The organism is Streptomyces acidiscabies (assembly GCF_020010905.1).
GTDB lineage: Bacteria > Actinomycetota > Actinomycetes > Streptomycetales > Streptomycetaceae > Streptomyces > Streptomyces acidiscabies.
On the sequence record NZ_JAGJBY010000001.1, the window covers coordinates 4579143 to 4594984 of the forward strand.

The following is a 15842-nucleotide window of genomic DNA, read 5'->3' on the forward strand; positions in this document are numbered from 1 at the left end:
TCAGACGGCGAGCTTGTCCAGGAACCCCGCCAGCAGCCCTGTCGTACGGGCGATCTGCTCCTCCACGGTCAGGCTCTCCTCGAACCGGCTGCCCGAGTCGGGGACCTTGCGGCCCCGTACGTACAGCGAACAGGCGAGGTCCGTGCACATGTAGACGCCGACGGAGTTGCCCTCGCGGCCCGCCGCGCCGGCCTTGCGCGCGGTCATCAGGGAGACGCCGCCGCCCCGGTGGGTCGTGAGGCACAGGGAGCACATGCTGCGGTGCAGGAAGCCCCGCTGGGACGACGGGAAGCGCAGGGTCACGCCGACGAGGCGGCCCGCGTGTTCGGTGACCAGGTAGCTGCGGTCGGGCGCCCCGGGGTCGCGCCAGCCGAGGAAGTCGAGGTCGTCCCAGGGGCGTTCGTCCAGGTCACGCGGGATCGCGAGCCGCTTGGCCTCACCTTTTGAACAGTTCACGAAGGAGTTGCGGATCTCGTGCTCGGTGAGCGCGCGCACGGTTAGCCTCCAGGGAGTTCGAATCTTGAACCTAGTGATCCTAGGTTCAAGGCTAGAGTAAGCAGCCGTCGTCAGGAGGTTCCAGTGGATTTCGCGTCCCCGCGCGTGCGTGCCGCCATCGCCCATGTCACCACCCGCGCGTACGGGCCCGCTGTCTCGGTAAACCTGCGGATCACCCTGAATTTCCATCCCGACCGCACGACACGCGGAGAACCGATTCTGCTGGCCCTCTCCCGGGACGGCGCCTACCACTCCCAGTTCGTCACCGGCTCCAGCAACGGCGGCCTCACCGCGCACCCCGGGGGCGACCGCTGGCGCTGGGAGAGCCGGATCTTCGGCGGCGCGTACGACGACGCCGCCCCGCACGAACGGCCCGTCTACGGCGCGCTCGACTTCCGCCGCCAGGTCGTCGGCGCCGCCCCGCGCTTCGGCTCCTCCCACTTCCGCCTCACCGCCGACGCGCTCGCCCGCTCGACGTTCTGCTATCCCGACAGCGCTGCCGAGCCAACCCATTTCGGTGTCGCCGCGTCTTCTTCTTTGATCGCCCTCGCCGAATCCGATGAACAGGACGCCCTCAACGACTACATCGAGACCCAGGTGCACGGCGGAGTCGACCTCGCGCGGGACGTCGAGGCGGTCGTCCTGGACGCCTGCTATCGAGGTACGCAGGTGGAGGCCGACGCCCGCCTCCTCCCGTGCCCCGTCGAATGGCACCCCGGCTACCGCCTCACCGTCGCGGAACTCCACGCCCACGCGGACTACCGGGGCGCCGAGTACGCCGCTCTGGGCGAGGAGATCGCGTCCGGCGGCCACATCGACCCCCGAGTGATCGGCGACGCGGCGCGCACGGGCCGGTACGAACTCCAGGATCTCAAGATGATCTGGCACACACTGGCCCGCTTCGGAGCACCGGAGGGAGCGGGAACGGCGCGAACGAAAACACCGACGACGGACACGGAACCGGCGGGCGCAGTGGCTCCCGGGTCGTGAGGCGGCGAACGCCCTGAGACGGCGAACCTACTGCGGAGGCCCGCACCCGCGGAGGCTCGCTCGCCGTGGCGCGCGTTTGCCGTGGCGGCCACCTGCTGAGGCCCGTGTGCATTGAGGTCGGCACCGCCGGGCCCCGCACTCGCCGGGGCCTGTGCCGGCTAAGACCCGCACCCGCCGGGGCCCGTGCCTGCCAAGCTCCGCATCCGCCGTGGCCCGCGTTTGCCGTGGCGGCCACCTGCTGAGGCCTGTGCGTATTGAGGTCGGCACCGCCGGGCCCTGCACCTGTCGGGGCCCGTGTCGGCTAAGACCCGCACCCGCCGGGGCCCGTGCCTGCCAAGCTCCGCATCCGCCGTGGCCCGCGTTTGCCATGGCGGCCACCTGCTGAGGCCTGTGCGTATTGAGGTCGGCACCGCCGGGCCCTGCACCCGCCGGGGCCCGTGTCGGCTAAGACCCACACCCGCCGAGGCCCCTGCCTGCCAAGCCCCGCATCCGCCGAGGCTCGTGCTCGCCATAGTCGCCACCCGCCGAGGCCCGTGTGCACCGAGGCCGGCCCCGCCAAGCCCCGCACTCGCCAAGCCCCGTGCTGGCTGCGGCCCGCATCCGCCGAAACCCGCGCCGGCTAAGACCCGTACCCGCCAAGCCCCGTACCCGCCGAAACCCGCCCCGCCTAAGACCCACGCTCGCCAAGCCCCACCCGTCCTCGCCCCCTCCCCCTCGGCGCCTCAACCCCGCACGCCCGAGATCCGCCCCGCCCCCTTCCCGCCTCCTCCCCTGCGCCACCCTCCGCGCCCTCCCCACCCCCTAAACCCCCCTCCCCACCGGCGGCCACACCCCCGCCGCCAACACCCCCTCCGCATAAGCCCGAGCCACCAGCTCCGTACGATTCGCCGCCCCCCACCGCGCCGACAGCCGCCGCAGGTGATAGCTCACCCCGTCCGGCGTCAGCCCCGTCTCCCGCGCCGCGCGTGCCGTGGTCGCGCCCCCGGCGAGCAGCGCGAGGATGCGGGCCTCGACGGGGGTCACCGCCTCGGAGGGGGCCGTGCACGCGGGTGTCTCCTCGCCGAGGACCCGCAGCATGACCAGCAGCGCCGGGGTCATGCCGACGCCGTCGCTGACGGGGTCGGCGGTGAGTTCGCCGTGCCGGATCCGGCCGCCGGGCGCGTCCCACCGTACGGAGACCTGGTAGCGGGACCGGTGCCGCAGGCGCAGCGCCTGGGCGATGCGTTCGACCTGTACCGCCTCGACGGGCCGGAACAGGTCGAGTACGCCCAGCCCCTTCACCCGCCCCGGCGTGGACCCGCACTCGGCGGCCATCGCCGGATTCGCGAGCAGCACGGCGCCGTACACGTCGCACACGGCGACCGGGGCGGACACCCGGTCGAAGAGGGTGAGCGCACGGTTGCGCCAGACGACGGCGGCGTCAGCGTCCGGTTCTCGCATGCAACGCCCCCTATCGACCGGCGTGAACGGGGTGCGCGGCCTGCCACGCGAGGCGGGCGTCGGCACTCTCGCCGATGCGGGTCAGGGTCTCGTCCAGGTTGAGGAAGACCTCCCAGACGGGCCGCCCGGACGCGCGGGAGAGTTCGGCGACGACGAGGTCCTCCAGGTCGGTGACGCGCTTGTTCTTCCAGATCTTGTCGGCGAGGCTCACGAGGAGGTCCTCGGGATCGGCCTCGGGGGACTGCCAGGACGCGTGCGTACCGGCGAACCGGGCGAGCGGGGCGGGGACTTGACGCGCCAGCAGCAACTCCCGCCCCGCCTCCTCGTGTTGAGCCCCGGGCCCGGACAGCTCGGCGGGATGCAGGGCCTTGCCGATGTCGTGCGTCGCGGCCCCGAACAGCACCGCCTCCCGGTCCACGGCGAGCCCGAACCCGGCGACGACGTCGAGGAGTTGGGCCGCGACGTCGTGCACCAGCCGCAGATGGGCGACCAGCCTCGGCGGCGCCGACACGGCCGTCAGCAGCTCGACGGCTCGCGCGGGCAGCGGACGCAACGGGGGATCGGTGGTCTCGTCGAGCGCGATCACGGAGACAGACATCCGATCAGCCTAGCCGTGAGCCTCGAACACGCTTTGCACAAGGGCCATTGCGAATTCTTGACTGCACGATCGTGTAGTCCTCCCGCCCGGCCCGCCCCCGCCCGTGCACAACGCTGGACGACGTACCCGCCGTCCAGCGAGAGGAAGCCGAGCGCCATGTCCCCCACCGCGCCGCAAGCAGAACTCACGTCCGTCCCCGTCGTCGACATCAGCGCCACCGGACCCGGCCGCACGCCGATCCAGCAGGTGATGGGCCTCATGCGGGAGCACGGGCCGGTCCTGGTACGGCGGTTGCACGGGCGGGACACCCTCTTCGTCGCGGACCTGGACCTGGTGACCGAGCTGGCGGACGAGCGCCGCTTCGCCAAGTACGTCGGCCCGGCCCTGGAGAACGTCCGGGAACTCACCTCCGACGGCCTGTTCACCGCGTACAACGACGAGCCCAACTGGGCGAAGGCGCACGACATCCTGATGCCCGCGTTCGCGCTCGGCTCGATGCACACCTATCACCCCGTGATGCTGAAGGTGGCCCGCCGCCTCATCGACTCCTGGGACGGCGCGGCCCGCGCCGGGCGGCCGGTGAACGTGCCGGACGACATGACCCGCATGACGCTGGACACCATCGGACTCGCCGGATTCGCCTACGACTTCGGCTCCTTCGAACGCCCCGAACCGCACCCCTTCGTCGAGGCGATGGTCCGCGGCCTGGAGTGGAGCATGACCCGCCTCGCCCGCGTCCCCGGCGGTGACTACGCGGCTGCCGACGCCGCGTTCCGCGCCGACGCCGACTATCTCGCGCGGGTCGTCGACGAGGTCATCGCCGCCCGCACCGGCACCGACCAGTCGGCCGCCACCGACCTCCTCGGCCTCATGCTCACCACCGTCCACCCGTCCGACGGCACCACCCTCGACCACGCGAACATCCGCAACCAGGTCATCACGTTCCTCATAGCCGGACACGAAACCACCTCCGGTTCCTTGTCGTTCGCCCTCTACTACCTCGCCAAGCACCCCGAGGTCCTGAACCTCGTACGCCGCGAGGTCGACGCCCTGTGGGGCGACCAGGCGGACCCGGAGCCGACGTACGACGAGGTCGGACGGCTCACCTACACACGCCAAGTCCTCAACGAGGCCCTGCGGTTGTGGCCGACGGCCGCCGCGTCCAGCAGGCAGGCGCTGGAGGACACGCTGCTCGGCGGACGGATCCCGCTGCGCGCCGGACAGGGGGTGAGTGTCCTCGCGCCGATGCTGCACCGGCAGCCCGTGTGGGGCGACAACCCCGAGCTGTTCGACCCGGAGCGGTTCACCCCGGCGGCGGAGGCGGCCCGCTCGCCGTACGCCTTCAAACCGTTCGGCACCGGTGAACGCGCCTGTATCGGACGGCAGTTCGCGCTCCACGAGGCGACGATGCTCCTGGCGATGCTGGTCCACCGCTACCGCCTCCACGACCACGCCGACTACCGGCTCACCATCAAGGAGACCCTCACCCTCAAGCCCGACGGCTTCACCCTCACCCTCACCCCGCGCACCCCCGCCGACCGAACGCACGCCCCCCTCCCGGGAGTCACGGCCACCGAACCGGCCCGCACGGACACCGCGACCCTCCCCGCCCGCGTCCTCCCTGGCACCTCCGCGCTCTTCCTGCACGGCAGCAACTACGGCACCTGCCGCGACTTCGCCGCCCAACTCGCCGACGAGGCAAGCGACATCGGCTGTACGACACGGACGGCACCCCTCGACGCGTACGCCGACGGCCTGCCCACCGACCGCCCCGTCGTCATCGCCGCCGCCTCCTACAACGGCCGCCCCACCGACGACGCCACCGCCTTCGCCGCCTGGCTGGAGGAGGACCACGACCTCACCGGCGTCACCTACGCCGTCCTCGGCGTCGGCGACCGCAACTGGGCCGCCACCTACCAGCACGTCCCGACCCGCATCGACGAGCGCCTCGCCGAACTCGGCGCGACCCGCCTCACCGACCGCACGGCGGCCGACGCCTCCGGCGATCTCACCGGCACCGTACGGGAGTTCACCCGCACCCTGCGCACCGCACTGCTTGAGCGCTACGGCGATCCCGAGGCGACCTCGGCGGACAGCGAGACCCCGGGGAACGCCTACACCGTCCGCGTCCTGACCGGCGGCCCCCTCGACACCCTCGCCGAACGCCACGGCCTGGTCCCGATGACGGTCACCGAGGCGCACGACCTCACCGACCCCGGCCACCCGCGCCGCAAGTGCTTCCTGCGCGTCGCCCTCCCCGAGGGCACCACGTACCGCACGGCCGACCACCTCACCGTCCTCCCCGCCAACTCCCCGGCGCTGGTGGACCGTACGCTCACCGCCCTCGGCCTCGACCCGGACACCCTCCTCGACGTCCGCCCCACCCGCCGCGACGGCCTCGCCGTCGACCGCCCGGTGACGGCGCGTCAACTCCTCACCCACTACGTCGAGTTGCAGGACCGCCCGACCGCCGCCCAGCGCGCCGCGCTCGCCGCAGCCAACCCCTGCCCGCCCGAACGAGCCGCCCTCGTCGCCCTCACCGACGACGACCCGCGCACCCTGACCGAGCTGATCGAGGCGAACCCGGCGCTGCGCGGAGTCCTCGACTGGCCGGGGCTCCTCGATCTGCTCACGCCGTTGCGCCCCCGCCACTACTCCATCTCCTCCTCGCCCGCCACCGACCCCGGCCACGTCGACCTGATGGTCTCCCTCCTCGACGCCCCCGCCCGCTCGGGCAACGGCCGCTACCGGGGCACCGGTTCGGGCCACCTCGCCGGTCTCGCCCCCGGCGACACCGTGTACGCCCGTATCCAGCCCTGCCGCGAGGCCTTCCGCATCGACCACACCACCCCCGTGATCATGGTCGCGGCCGGTACCGGCCTCGCCCCCTTCCGCGGCGCGATCGCCGACCGCGTCAACGCGACCGGACAACTCCCGCCCGCCCTCTGCTACTTCGGCTGCGACGCCCCCGACGCCGACTACCTGCACGCCGAGGAACTCAACGCCGCCAGCGCCGCCGGAGCCGTCTCGATCCGGCCCGCCTTCAGCGCCGGACCCGACGGCCGGTTCGTCCAGCACCGGATCGCCGCCGAGGGCGAGGAGGTCTGGAAGCTGCTGACCGAAGGCGCTCGCGTCTACGTCTGCGGCGACGGGTCGCGCATGGCTCCCGGAGTGCGGGACGCGTTCCGTACGCTGTACCGGGATCACACGCCGGACGCCGACGAGGCGGCGGCCGAGACCTGGCTCAACGAGCTGATGGTGAACGGGCGTTACGTCGAGGACGTGTACGCCGCGAACTGACCGGAAGGGCGCGGGGGATGGACTCTACGGACTCTTGGGAACGAGCGCGGCACGTCCTCGAAGAGGCTGCTCTTGAGCCCGAACGCCTCACCCACGTCACCCCCTTGAGCGGCGGCACCTACAACGCCGTGGAGGAACTCCGCCTCGACGACGGCACCCGGTACGTCCTCAAGGTCGCCCCACTGGACGAGGGCCTCCGCCACGAGAAGCAACTCCTCGTGGCGGAGGCCCAGTTCTACGAGGGCGCGGCGCTGGCCGACGTACCCGCCCCGAAGGTCGTGGTCCAGGGCGACGGCCACCTCCTGATGACCGCCGTACCCGGCGAACAGTGGTCCGAGCTGCCCGCGCCCCAACACGACACCCTGCGTGCCGAGTTGGCCGAGCAGGTCGCCCGCCTCCACCGGATCACCGGGCCGGGCTACGGATATCCCTCCGGCGCCCTCGGCCCGCTCGCCCCGGACTGGCGTACCGCGTTCACCGGCATGCTCGACGCGGTCCTCGCCGACGCCGACCACTACGTGGCTCAACTCCCGCTCAGGACAAGCGAGATCAGGGCGACCGTACGTAAGGCGTACGACGCGCTGGACGAGGTCACGACCCCGTGCCTCGTCCACTTCGACCTGTGGCCCGGCAACATCCTCATCGACCCCGCCGCACCCCGCGTCACCGGACTCATCGACGGCGAACGCATGTTCTGGGGCGACCCGCTGGCGGACTTCGTCTCCCTCGCGCTGCTCGCGGACATCCAGGAGGACGAGACCTTCCTGACGGCCTATCAAAAGGCGGGCGGAAAGGCGGAGTTCGATGACTCCGCCCGGCAGCGGTACGCCCTCTACCGCACCTACCTCTACCTGATCATGTTGACGGAACAGGTCCCGAGGAAGGCCGACGAGGGGCACCGGCAGTGGGCACAGGAGGCCGTGGTGCCCCAACTGCTGGGCGCGCTGGGGGAGATCGAGGCGCTGGCCCCATAAGGACAAGGCGCTGGCCCCATAAGACCGAGGCGCTGGCCCCATAGAGAGGCCAGCGCCTCACACCAGACGGTCAGCCCGCGAACGCGTTCACACCCGTCCGCTCCGCCGACAGCGCCCACAGCCGCTCCGCCTGCTCCGCGTCCCTCGCCCACGGCGCGACACCGGCGGTCACCGCCCCGGACGCGATGTCCTCGGCGGACACCGCCTCGGACACCTCGCAGTCCTCCAGGTACACCCCGCCGAGGCCGTCGAGCTGCGTCGACGTCGCCGCCCACACCTGCGTCGCCGCGCCCTGCTCGGGCGTCTTGAACAGCTCCGGCATCGCCAGCTCGCCGTTCTCGTCGATCCAGCCGCGCTCGACCATCTCCTCCTTGGCCAGGTGGCGCTGGAGGGGCGTGAGGATGCCGCCCGGGTGCAGGGAGAACGCCCGCACGCCCGAGGCGCGGCCCAGCTTGTCGAGGTGGAGGGCGAACAGGGCGTTCGAGGTCTTCGCCTGGCCGTACGCCTGCCACTTGTCGTAGCCCTGACGCCAGTCGACGTCGTCCCAGCGGACACCGGAGAAGTGATGGCCGCGCGACGAGACGGACACGACGCGCGCGCCACCCGGCTCGATCGCCGGCCACAGCCGGTTGACCAGCGCGAAGTGACCGAGGTGGTTGGTCGCGAACTGGGTCTCCCAGCCGGGACCCACGCGCGTCTCGGGGCAGGCCATGATCCCCGCGTTGTTGATCACGTGGTCGATGGTGCGGCCGGAGGCGAGGAACCGGTCCGCGAACGCCCGGACGCTCTCCAGATCGCCCAGGTCCAGCTCGTCCACCTCGACCCCGTCGATCCCCGCGAGCGCCTCGCGCGCCGCGTCCACCCGCCGCGCCGGTACGACCACCCGCGCGCCCGCCTTGGTCAGCGCCCGCGTCGTCTCCAGACCGAGGCCCGAGTAGCCCCCGGTCACTAGGGCCAGCGTGCCCGTGAGGTCGCGTCCCGCGAGGACGTCGTCGGCGGTGCTCCGGGCGCCGAAACCCGAACCGATCTTGACTTGAGGAGTGTCGCTGTTGCTCATGACCATGACCGTACGAATTGGAGTGCTCTCGAAGTCAAACGCGCGCGCCCGCCCAGTCCATCAGTTCGTCGTACGACCATGTCGTCACCACCCGTTCCGCCGGAACCCCGCACTCCTGCGCCCGCGCGCACCCCAGCACCTGCCAGTCCAGCTGCCCCGGCGCGTGCGCGTCCGTGTCGACCGAGAACAGCACCCCCGCGTCCACGGCCTGCCGCAGCAGCCGTCGGGGCGGGTCCAGCCGTTCGGGGCGGCTGTTGATCTCCACCGCCGTTCCCGATTCCGCGCACGCCGCGAACACCGCCGCCGCGTCGAACTCCGACTCCGGCCGCTGCTTGCCCGCGATCAGCCGGCCCGTGCAGTGGCCCAGAATGTCCGCGTGCGGGTTGCGGACGGCGGCCACCATCCGGCGGGTCATCGAGCGCGCGTCCATCCGCAGCTTGGAGTGCACCGACACGACGACCACGTCCAGGCGGGCCAACAGCTCCGGGTCCTGGTCCAGGGAGCCGTCGTCGAGGATGTCGCACTCGATGCCGGTGAGCAGGCGGAACGGGGCCCACGTCGCGTTCAGCTCCGCGACCAGGTCGAGCTGGGCGCGCAGGCGGTCCGCCGTGAGACCCCGGGCCACCGTCAGGCGCGGCGAGTGGTCCGTCAGCACCGCCCACTCGTGGCCCAGCGCCGCCGCCGTACGGGCCATCTCCTCGATCGGGCTGCCGCCGTCCGACCAGTCGGAGTGCAGGTGGCAGTCCCCCTTCAGCAGGGCCCGCAGGCCCGCGCCGCCCTCCGGAGGCGGGGGCTGCTCGGCCGCCACGCGCTCCAGGTACGCCGGGGTACGGCCGGCCAGGGCCTCCCGCACCACCTGCGCCGTCTTCGGGCCGACCCCCTTGAGCGACTCCAGCGTCCCCGCCGCCGCCCGGTCCGCGACCTCCGCCTCCGGCAGCGCCGACAGCACGCGGGCCGCCGTACGGAACGCCTTGACGCGGTACGGCGGGGCGAGGGAACGCTCCAGCAGGAACGCGATCCGCTCCAGGGCCTCGACGGGGAGCATGTCACCAGGGTTGCGCAGGGGCGGGCGGTTCGCCCGTCGGGGTTTGTGTCAGGTAGCGGTGGGGCGGAGTCGTTCTACCCTCGATTACATGACCGAGATAGCGAGCCCCTACATCTCCCACCCGCGGGTCATGGTGCTCGGGGTCCAGCCGGGCACACCCCCGTTCCGCATCATGGAGATCGACGGCCGGGTCGTCGGCTCCGCCCACGCCGTCACCGAGGTCCTCGACACCGCGGCCCTCTACGGCATCACCATCCACGACCTCGACGACCCCGACGCGGTCCGCTGGGTCGGCGGCGACCGGTACACCTGGAGACCGCGCTAGCCGCGCCTGGCGTGCACGCCGCGGCCCAGTCGCCGGCCCAGGAGCAGGTAGCCGATCAGGGCGCCCGTCGTGTTGAGGATGACGTCGTCGATGTCGAAGGCGCGGCCGGTGACCAGCGCGCCCTGGGCGAACTCGACCGCGAGCATCACCAGGGCCGTCAGGAACAGCACCTTGATGATGCCGCGCGCCTTCGGGGCGACCACCGGGACGAGGATGCCGAACGGGACCCCCAGCAGGATGTTCCCGCCGATCTGCCGCACCGCGTCCCGCAGCGCGGGCTGGTCCAGGTACGCCTCGATGGAGTGGCCGGGGCGGAGGTTCGTGTGGATCAGGGGGACCGAGGCGGGGGACGGTTCGAGGGTGAGCCGGGCGAGGACCGCGCCGAAGCCGACGAGCACGGCGAAGCCGACGGCCATCGCGGGGATGCGGAGGTAGAGGGGGAGGGGACGGGGGCCGGTGGGGGAGTCCTTGGCGGCGGGTTTCTTGCCCTTGGCGGCAGCGGGGGGCGCTGGTTTCGCCGGTTTCTTCGGGGTCCGCGTCCGTACGGCCGTCAGCCGCTTCGTGAACGCCTTCACCCCTCTCGGGGCGGGCTCCGGTTTCGCGGGGGTGGGTACGGCCTTGGCCTTCGTGGTAGGCGGACGTGAGGCTGCACGGGCCATCTGCGGTCCTCCAGGCTTCAACTTCCCAGCGTCCTAAGGCTGTTACCCAGGAAACGCCCGGGGATGCCGATCCGCGCACCCCCGGCCGCCACCCGGTCAGGCGATGTACGAGACGGTGACCTCCTTGAAGCTGAGGGACCGCAGCAGGCCCTTGAGCATGCCGGTCGTGTTGGTCTCCGCGCGCGCCGTCAGCTCGCTCTGCTGTGCGGCCTCGCCGATGTGCTTCACGGCGAGCTTCTGCACCGCCTGCTCGCTGTTCGGGTTGCCGGAGAACAGGTCGCCGAGCCGGTCCAGCAGGCCGCGCTGCTTGGACACGGCGTACGAACGGTCGGGGTCGAGCGCCGGTGTCGCGAGCTGCGCGTGCGGCAGGCGCAGGGTCGCCGTCGTACGGTCCTTGTCGACCGTGACGTCCTTGTCGGCCACCTTTCCGAGGTCCACGTACGCGTCCACCGTGCCCGCCCCCACGTACAGGGTCCGGGTCCCGCGGATCGCGTCCGGCAGGAACTTCGCGTCCTTCTCCAGGTCGACGACGACCTGGAAGTTGCCCGAAGCGCCCTCGTAGCGGCTCATGTCCTGGATCGACTGGAGGAGCGCCGGACCCGTACGGTCCTGCGTCTCCGTTCCGAAGAAGTCGCGCAGGCCCGGCAGGAGGCTCAGCCGGATACCCGCGAACATGACGGCCAGCACCACTACGACCGAGGTGAGCACCTTCGCCCACACCGGCATGCGCTGGGGCATCCGCTTCTGGGGAGTCGTGACGGTGTCGGGGGGAGTCGTCGTCATGGCGGTCCTTCCTGCGGTTCCCGCTGGCGCGGGATACCCGTACTGGTGTTCCCGCCATACGGATTCCCTCCGAACGGCACTCCGCACCGCCTTGTAGGCAAGCTGTGACAGGAGAGGTGCCTACCTGGGAGGTAATCGCGGAGAGGGCTGCGGGGCGGCAACAATCCGTCGGACAGGGCGAGTTCACACGTCCCGCTTTTACGCAGAGAGGTCCCGTCATGAACCCCGACACCCGTACCTCGGTCCTCCGGCTCCTCCAGCTCATCGGCGAGGGCGATACGGGGGCGTGTGTCCTGGCCGCCTGGCCTCACCAAGCCGTGATCGACGCGAACACCACCGTGTGCAGCCTCCTTACGCGACCTTCCTGATGGCCATGGACGCGGGCCACTTGGTGGACATGGAGAAACCGCAGGAGTACAGGCAAGCGGTGACGAACTTCCTGACGAACTGAAGCCACAGCAAAGGGCCGCCGCCGAGCCCTCTCGACCCGGCCCCTTCCAACTCCCCCGACCCGCCCACAAGTTCCGCCCCCTCCATCCCCCTACCATGAGAGCCCCCGACATGATCATCAGAGCCCCCTAGGAGCCGATCGTGCGAGACATAGCCGTCTTCTCCGGCAGCGCCCACCCCGAACTCGCCGCAGAAGTCTGTGCCCACCTCGGAATCCCCCTGCGCCCCACCCAGGTCAGCCGGTTCGCGAACGACTGTCTGGAGGTGCAGCTCCAGGCCAACTGCCGGGAACGGGACGTGTTTCTGGTGCAGCCGCTCGTCAAACCGGTTCAAGAACACCTCGTGGAGCTGCTGTTGATGTGCGACGCGGCAAGGGGCGCCTCGGCGCGGCGGATCACCGTCGTGCTGCCGCACTACTCGTACGCCCGCTCGGACAAGAAGGACGCCCCCCGCATCTCGATGGGCGGACGCCTGGTCGCGGACCTGATGGTGTCGGCCGGAGCGAGCAGGGTCCTGGCGATGACGCTGCACTCTCCGCAGGTGCACGGCTTCTTCTCGGTCCCGGTCGACCACCTGCACGCGCTGCGCGAACTGGCCGCGCACTTCCGCCGGTACGACCTGGCCCGGACGACGGTGGTCTCCCCGGACCTCGGGAACGCGAAGGAGGCCGCGGCGTTCGCGAGGCTGATCGGCGCGCAGGTCGCGGCGGGCGCGAAGCAGCGGTTCGCGGACGACCGGGTCAGCATCAGCGCGGTGATCGGCGAGGTGACGGGCCGGGACGTCATCGTGCTGGACGACGAGATCGCGAAGGGCAGCACGGTCCTCGAACTCCTGGAGAAACTCAGGGAGTTGAAGCCGAGGTCGATCAGGGTGGCCTGTACGCACGGCCTGTTCGCGTCCGGCGCGCTGAAGCGGCTGAGCGAGCAGCCGGACGTACTGGAGATCGTGTGTACGAACACCGTGCCGGTCCCGGAGGAGGAGCACACGGACAAGCTGCGCGTCCTGTCGATCGCCCCCGCGCTCGCGGAAGCCGTGCGCCGTATTCACAACGGCGAGTCCGTCAGCGCCCTGTTCGACGCGCCCGGGAGCGAATAGCCGGGGCGGAACCCGGGTTCATAAGGTCTCCCCGGGCTTGCCGAGGGCGGCCTCCACGCTCGGCGCGGGCGGCAGGAGCTTCGAGAGACCCGTCGCCCGCAGCACCCGCAGGGTCAGCGGGTGGACGCAGACCAGGCGCAGTTCCCCGTCGCGCTCCAGGGCCCGGGCGCGGGCGCGGTAGAGCAGCCGCAGCCCCGAGCAGTCGAAGAACTCGACCGGAGTGAGGTCGATGAGCACGCGCGGCGCCTGTCCCGCCACGCGGTCGTCGATGTGCGGCAGGATCTCCATCGCCGCGACGATGTCGATCTCGCCGTGGAACTCCAGCACGACGTACCCCTGTTCCTCACGTATACGCAGGTGAGGGGTGTCGACCAGGGGTTCCTGCGGCACCATGGCATTGCCTCCAGCACGGGCCGGCGGATGGGATGAAATCGGACGCTGAGCAGCGCTCGGCGGAGCCCGCCTCAGCAAGTTACCCCCGATGGAGTGAATTTCAGCATGTTCGATTGACATATGTCTTCGAAAATGGACCGCTCATAGTCGGCCAGTTCGCGACGACGTGTGAAAGCCCGGCCCGGGGTCCTACGACAGTGCCTGCCAGGCCCGGGAGAGCGACTGCCGGAACTGATCCGTCTGATGTTCCGTCAGCGCGTTGATCATGCGGCCCTCCAGCTCCCGCACCGGCCCCTCGTGCCGCGCGAGCAGCTCCCGCCCCGCGTCGGTCAGCAGAATCCTCAGCTCCCGCCTGCTGTGCGGATTCGGCTCCCGGCACACAAGACCCCGGCTCTCCAGGGCCCGCACCAGGTCGGCGACCGACTGCGCGGTGACGAACGAGTCCCGCGCCAACTGGGCGGCGGACAGGCCGTCATGGCGCTCCAGGACCGTCAGCGCCGTGTACTGGAGGGCGGTGATGCCCGACGGCCTGACCAGCTCGTCCAGCCGGGAGCGGACGGCGAGTTCGAGCTGCTTGACCATGTAGAGGAGAGAGGGGGGTGCGCTTCCGGCCATGGACCGAGCGTAAACCATTGACAGGAAACCTGTCTGTAAAGAGACTGCGAACCACCAGGAAACCTGTCGGTTGACGACGCGGCGACGGCGCCGCAGACCCGAGGAGTGGCGATGACCGCCTTCCAGATCGACCCCGGGCAGCTCTTCATCGGGGGCCAATGGCGGGAAGCCGCCGACGGAGCGCGCACCGAGGTGATCGACCCCTCCCGGGGCCGCACGGTCACCACGGTCGCCGAGGCCGGACCCGCCGACGTCGACGCCGCCGTACGCGCCGCCCGCGAGGCGTACGAGACCGGCCCCTGGTCCCGTTCCACCGGCCGCGAACGGGGCCGCGTCCTGCTGCGCGTCGCCGAGCTGATCCGCCAAGAGGCCGACAGCATCGCCGAGTTGGAGAGCCTCGACGTCGGCAAGCCGATCACGCTGGCCCGCGCCGTCGACGTCACCAACGCCGCCAACGACTACGAGTACTACGCCACCCTCGCCTTCCAGCTCGACGGCGCCACCCGCGAGACCCAGCACAACGCCCACGCCTACACGAGACGCGGCCCGCTCGGCGTCGTCGCCGCGATCACGCCGTTCAACTTCCCGCTGATACTGGCTGGTTCGAAACTCGCGCCCGCACTCGCCGCCGGGAACACGGTCGTTCACAAACCGGCCGACGAAACCCCGCTCAGCGCCCTGTACATGGCGGACCTCCTCCAGCGCGCGGGCGTCCCCGACGGCGTCGTCAACGTCGTCACCGGAACCGGCCCCGTCGCCGGGGAAGCCCTCCTGCGCCACCCCGGCATCGACAAGGTCGCCTTCACCGGCTCCACGAACATCGGACGGCACGCCGCCGCGATCGCCGGACAGGCGCTGAAACCGGTCACCGTCGAACTGGGCGGAAACGCGCCCCACCTGGTCTTCGAGGACGCCGACCTGGAGAAGGCCGTCGGCGCGATCATCAAGGGATTCGTCTTCAACACCGGCCAGTTCTGCATGGGCGGCCCCCGCCTCCTGGTCGCCCGCTCGGTCCGTACGACGCTGCTGAACATCCTCGCCGAGGCGGTCCCCGGCATCCCGGTCGGCGACCCGCGCGACCCGGCGACCGTCGTCGGCCCGCTGACGGGGGAGCGGCATCTGCGCAAGGTCGAGGAGTACGTCGACCTCGCCCGCAAGGACGGCGGCCGGATCGTCTGCGGCGGCGAGCGCCTCGACCTGGACGGCGGCTACTACTACAGGCCGACCGTCATCGCCGACCTCCCCAACGACTCCCGCGTCGTCCAGGAGGAGATCTTCGGCCCCGTCCTCACGGTCCAGCCCTTCGACGACGAGGACGAGGCGGTCGCCCTCGCCAACTCCACGCCGTACGGCCTGGCTTCGGGCATCCAGACCGGCAGCCTCGCCCGCGCCCACCGCGTCGCCGACCGCCTCCAGGCGGGCATCGTCTGGATCAACGACTGGGCGATGCTGGACCCTGCGGTGCCGTTCGGGGGAGTGAAGGACTCGGGGTTCGGGCGGGAGTACGGGCCGGAGGCGCTGGCCTCGTACCTGAAGACGAAGTCGGTGGTCGTGTCGCTGGACTGACCGCCCTCCCCACTCCGCGAGTCCCCCAACCCTCTCTCGACGCCCAGGAGTTCACCC

16 protein-coding genes are annotated in these 15842 nt (G+C 71.1%); 7 read left to right on the top strand and 9 right to left on the bottom strand.

Annotated features, from left to right (window positions below; translation table 11 throughout):
* Window positions 1-495 carry an FBP domain-containing protein gene (locus J8M50_RS21100; RefSeq protein WP_010359707.1) on the bottom strand — a complete coding sequence of 165 codons (495 nt, stop codon included), beginning with the start codon at window positions 493-495 and terminating at the stop codon, window positions 1-3.
* An 84-nt stretch (window positions 496-579) separates the two neighbouring features.
* Here J8M50_RS21100 and J8M50_RS21105 point away from each other — a divergent pair, with 84 nt between their 5' ends.
* Window positions 580-1485: a DUF3626 domain-containing protein gene (locus tag J8M50_RS21105; protein ID WP_010359709.1), complete on the top strand. Its 906-nt coding sequence runs from the start codon at window positions 580-582 to the stop codon at window positions 1483-1485.
* 801 nt (window positions 1486-2286) lie between these two features.
* Here J8M50_RS21105 and J8M50_RS21110 read toward each other — a convergent pair.
* Window positions 2287-2925: a PAS domain-containing protein gene (locus tag J8M50_RS21110; RefSeq protein WP_010357774.1), complete on the bottom strand. Its 639-nt coding sequence runs from the start codon at window positions 2923-2925 to the stop codon at window positions 2287-2289.
* A 10-nt stretch (window positions 2926-2935) separates the two neighbouring features.
* Entirely contained in the window at window positions 2936-3523 is a 588-nt protein-coding gene (locus tag J8M50_RS21115; RefSeq protein ID WP_010357773.1) for an HD domain-containing protein, read from the bottom strand.
* 156 nt (window positions 3524-3679) lie between these two features.
* Between J8M50_RS21115 and J8M50_RS21120 the strand changes: the two genes are divergently transcribed.
* Window positions 3680-6823 (top strand): bifunctional cytochrome P450/NADPH--P450 reductase, encoded by a 3144-nt coding sequence (locus tag J8M50_RS21120; protein ID WP_010357772.1) that lies wholly within the window; start codon window positions 3680-3682, stop codon window positions 6821-6823.
* Between the two features lie 17 nt (window positions 6824-6840).
* Window positions 6841-7797, top strand: a complete 957-nt coding sequence (locus tag J8M50_RS21125; protein ID WP_010357771.1) for a phosphotransferase family protein — start codon at window positions 6841-6843, stop codon at window positions 7795-7797.
* A 70-nt stretch (window positions 7798-7867) separates the two neighbouring features.
* Here J8M50_RS21125 and J8M50_RS21130 read toward each other — a convergent pair whose 3' ends face one another.
* Both J8M50_RS21130 and J8M50_RS21135 read right to left on the bottom strand, forming a co-directional pair.
* Complete coding sequence (locus J8M50_RS21130) at window positions 7868-8860, bottom strand: SDR family NAD(P)-dependent oxidoreductase (RefSeq protein ID WP_010357770.1); 993 nt, start codon at window positions 8858-8860, stop codon at window positions 7868-7870.
* A gap of 28 nt (window positions 8861-8888) precedes the next feature.
* A complete protein-coding gene (locus J8M50_RS21135) occupies window positions 8889-9899 on the bottom strand; it encodes a PHP domain-containing protein (RefSeq protein WP_010357769.1) in 1011 nt (336 codons plus the stop codon).
* Window positions 9900-9987: 88 nt separating this feature from the next.
* Between J8M50_RS21135 and J8M50_RS21140 the strand changes: the two genes are divergently transcribed.
* The gene (locus tag J8M50_RS21140; protein ID WP_010357768.1) at window positions 9988-10224 is read left to right on the top strand and encodes a hypothetical protein; all 237 of its coding nucleotides are present in this window, start codon (window positions 9988-9990) and stop codon (window positions 10222-10224) included.
* Here J8M50_RS21140 and J8M50_RS21145 read toward each other — a convergent pair.
* Window positions 10221-10883: a VanZ family protein gene (locus J8M50_RS21145; protein ID WP_078481217.1), complete on the bottom strand. Its 663-nt coding sequence runs from the start codon at window positions 10881-10883 to the stop codon at window positions 10221-10223. The two genes, J8M50_RS21140 and J8M50_RS21145, sit on opposite strands and share 4 nt — an antisense overlap.
* A gap of 96 nt (window positions 10884-10979) precedes the next feature.
* Entirely contained in the window at window positions 10980-11666 is a 687-nt protein-coding gene (locus tag J8M50_RS21150; protein ID WP_010357766.1) for a DUF4230 domain-containing protein, read from the bottom strand.
* 340 nt (window positions 11667-12006) lie between these two features.
* Here J8M50_RS21150 and J8M50_RS21155 point away from each other — a divergent pair, with 340 nt between their 5' ends.
* Both J8M50_RS21155 and J8M50_RS21160 read left to right on the top strand, forming a co-directional pair.
* Window positions 12007-12117 carry an alpha/beta hydrolase gene (locus tag J8M50_RS21155; protein WP_141655628.1) on the top strand — a complete coding sequence of 37 codons (111 nt, stop codon included), beginning with the start codon at window positions 12007-12009 and terminating at the stop codon, window positions 12115-12117.
* A 140-nt stretch (window positions 12118-12257) separates the two neighbouring features.
* Complete coding sequence (locus J8M50_RS21160; protein ID WP_010357764.1) at window positions 12258-13211, top strand: ribose-phosphate diphosphokinase; 954 nt, start codon at window positions 12258-12260, stop codon at window positions 13209-13211.
* Between the two features lie 18 nt (window positions 13212-13229).
* Here J8M50_RS21160 and J8M50_RS21165 read toward each other — a convergent pair whose 3' ends face one another.
* Together J8M50_RS21165 and J8M50_RS21170 are read right to left on the bottom strand one after the other, a co-directional pair.
* Window positions 13230-13604, bottom strand: a complete 375-nt coding sequence (locus tag J8M50_RS21165; RefSeq protein WP_010357763.1) for an anti-sigma factor antagonist — start codon at window positions 13602-13604, stop codon at window positions 13230-13232.
* A 189-nt stretch (window positions 13605-13793) separates the two neighbouring features.
* Complete coding sequence (locus J8M50_RS21170) at window positions 13794-14219, bottom strand: MarR family winged helix-turn-helix transcriptional regulator (protein WP_029184370.1); 426 nt, start codon at window positions 14217-14219, stop codon at window positions 13794-13796.
* Window positions 14220-14330: 111 nt separating this feature from the next.
* Between J8M50_RS21170 and J8M50_RS21175 the strand changes: the two genes are divergently transcribed.
* A complete protein-coding gene (locus J8M50_RS21175; RefSeq protein WP_010357761.1) occupies window positions 14331-15785 on the top strand; it encodes an aldehyde dehydrogenase family protein in 1455 nt (484 codons plus the stop codon).
* Window positions 15786-15842 lie beyond the last annotated feature (57 nt).

Bases quoted from the DNA above. Each gene is read 5' to 3' on its own strand.
- J8M50_RS21130 (WP_010357770.1), bottom strand. From the start codon at position 8,860: ATGGTCATGAGCAACAGCGACACTCCTCAAGTCAAGATCGGTTCGGGT.
- J8M50_RS21150 (WP_010357766.1), bottom strand. From the start codon at position 11,666: ATGACGACGACTCCCCCCGACACCGTCACGACTCCCCAGAAGCGGATG.
- J8M50_RS21115 (WP_010357773.1), bottom strand. From the start codon at position 3,523: ATGTCTGTCTCCGTGATCGCGCTCGACGAGACCACCGATCCCCCGTTG.
- J8M50_RS21140 (WP_010357768.1), top strand. From the start codon at position 9,988: ATGACCGAGATAGCGAGCCCCTACATCTCCCACCCGCGGGTCATGGTG.
- J8M50_RS21145 (WP_078481217.1), bottom strand. From the start codon at position 10,883: ATGGCCCGTGCAGCCTCACGTCCGCCTACCACGAAGGCCAAGGCCGTA.
- J8M50_RS21110 (WP_010357774.1), bottom strand. From the start codon at position 2,925: ATGCGAGAACCGGACGCTGACGCCGCCGTCGTCTGGCGCAACCGTGCG.
- J8M50_RS21125 (WP_010357771.1), top strand. From the start codon at position 6,841: ATGGACTCTACGGACTCTTGGGAACGAGCGCGGCACGTCCTCGAAGAG.
- J8M50_RS21120 (WP_010357772.1), top strand. From the start codon at position 3,680: ATGTCCCCCACCGCGCCGCAAGCAGAACTCACGTCCGTCCCCGTCGTC.
- J8M50_RS21170 (WP_029184370.1), bottom strand. From the start codon at position 14,219: ATGGCCGGAAGCGCACCCCCCTCTCTCCTCTACATGGTCAAGCAGCTC.
- J8M50_RS21135 (WP_010357769.1), bottom strand. From the start codon at position 9,899: ATGCTCCCCGTCGAGGCCCTGGAGCGGATCGCGTTCCTGCTGGAGCGT.
- J8M50_RS21175 (WP_010357761.1), top strand. From the start codon at position 14,331: ATGACCGCCTTCCAGATCGACCCCGGGCAGCTCTTCATCGGGGGCCAA.
- J8M50_RS21165 (WP_010357763.1), bottom strand. From the start codon at position 13,604: ATGGTGCCGCAGGAACCCCTGGTCGACACCCCTCACCTGCGTATACGT.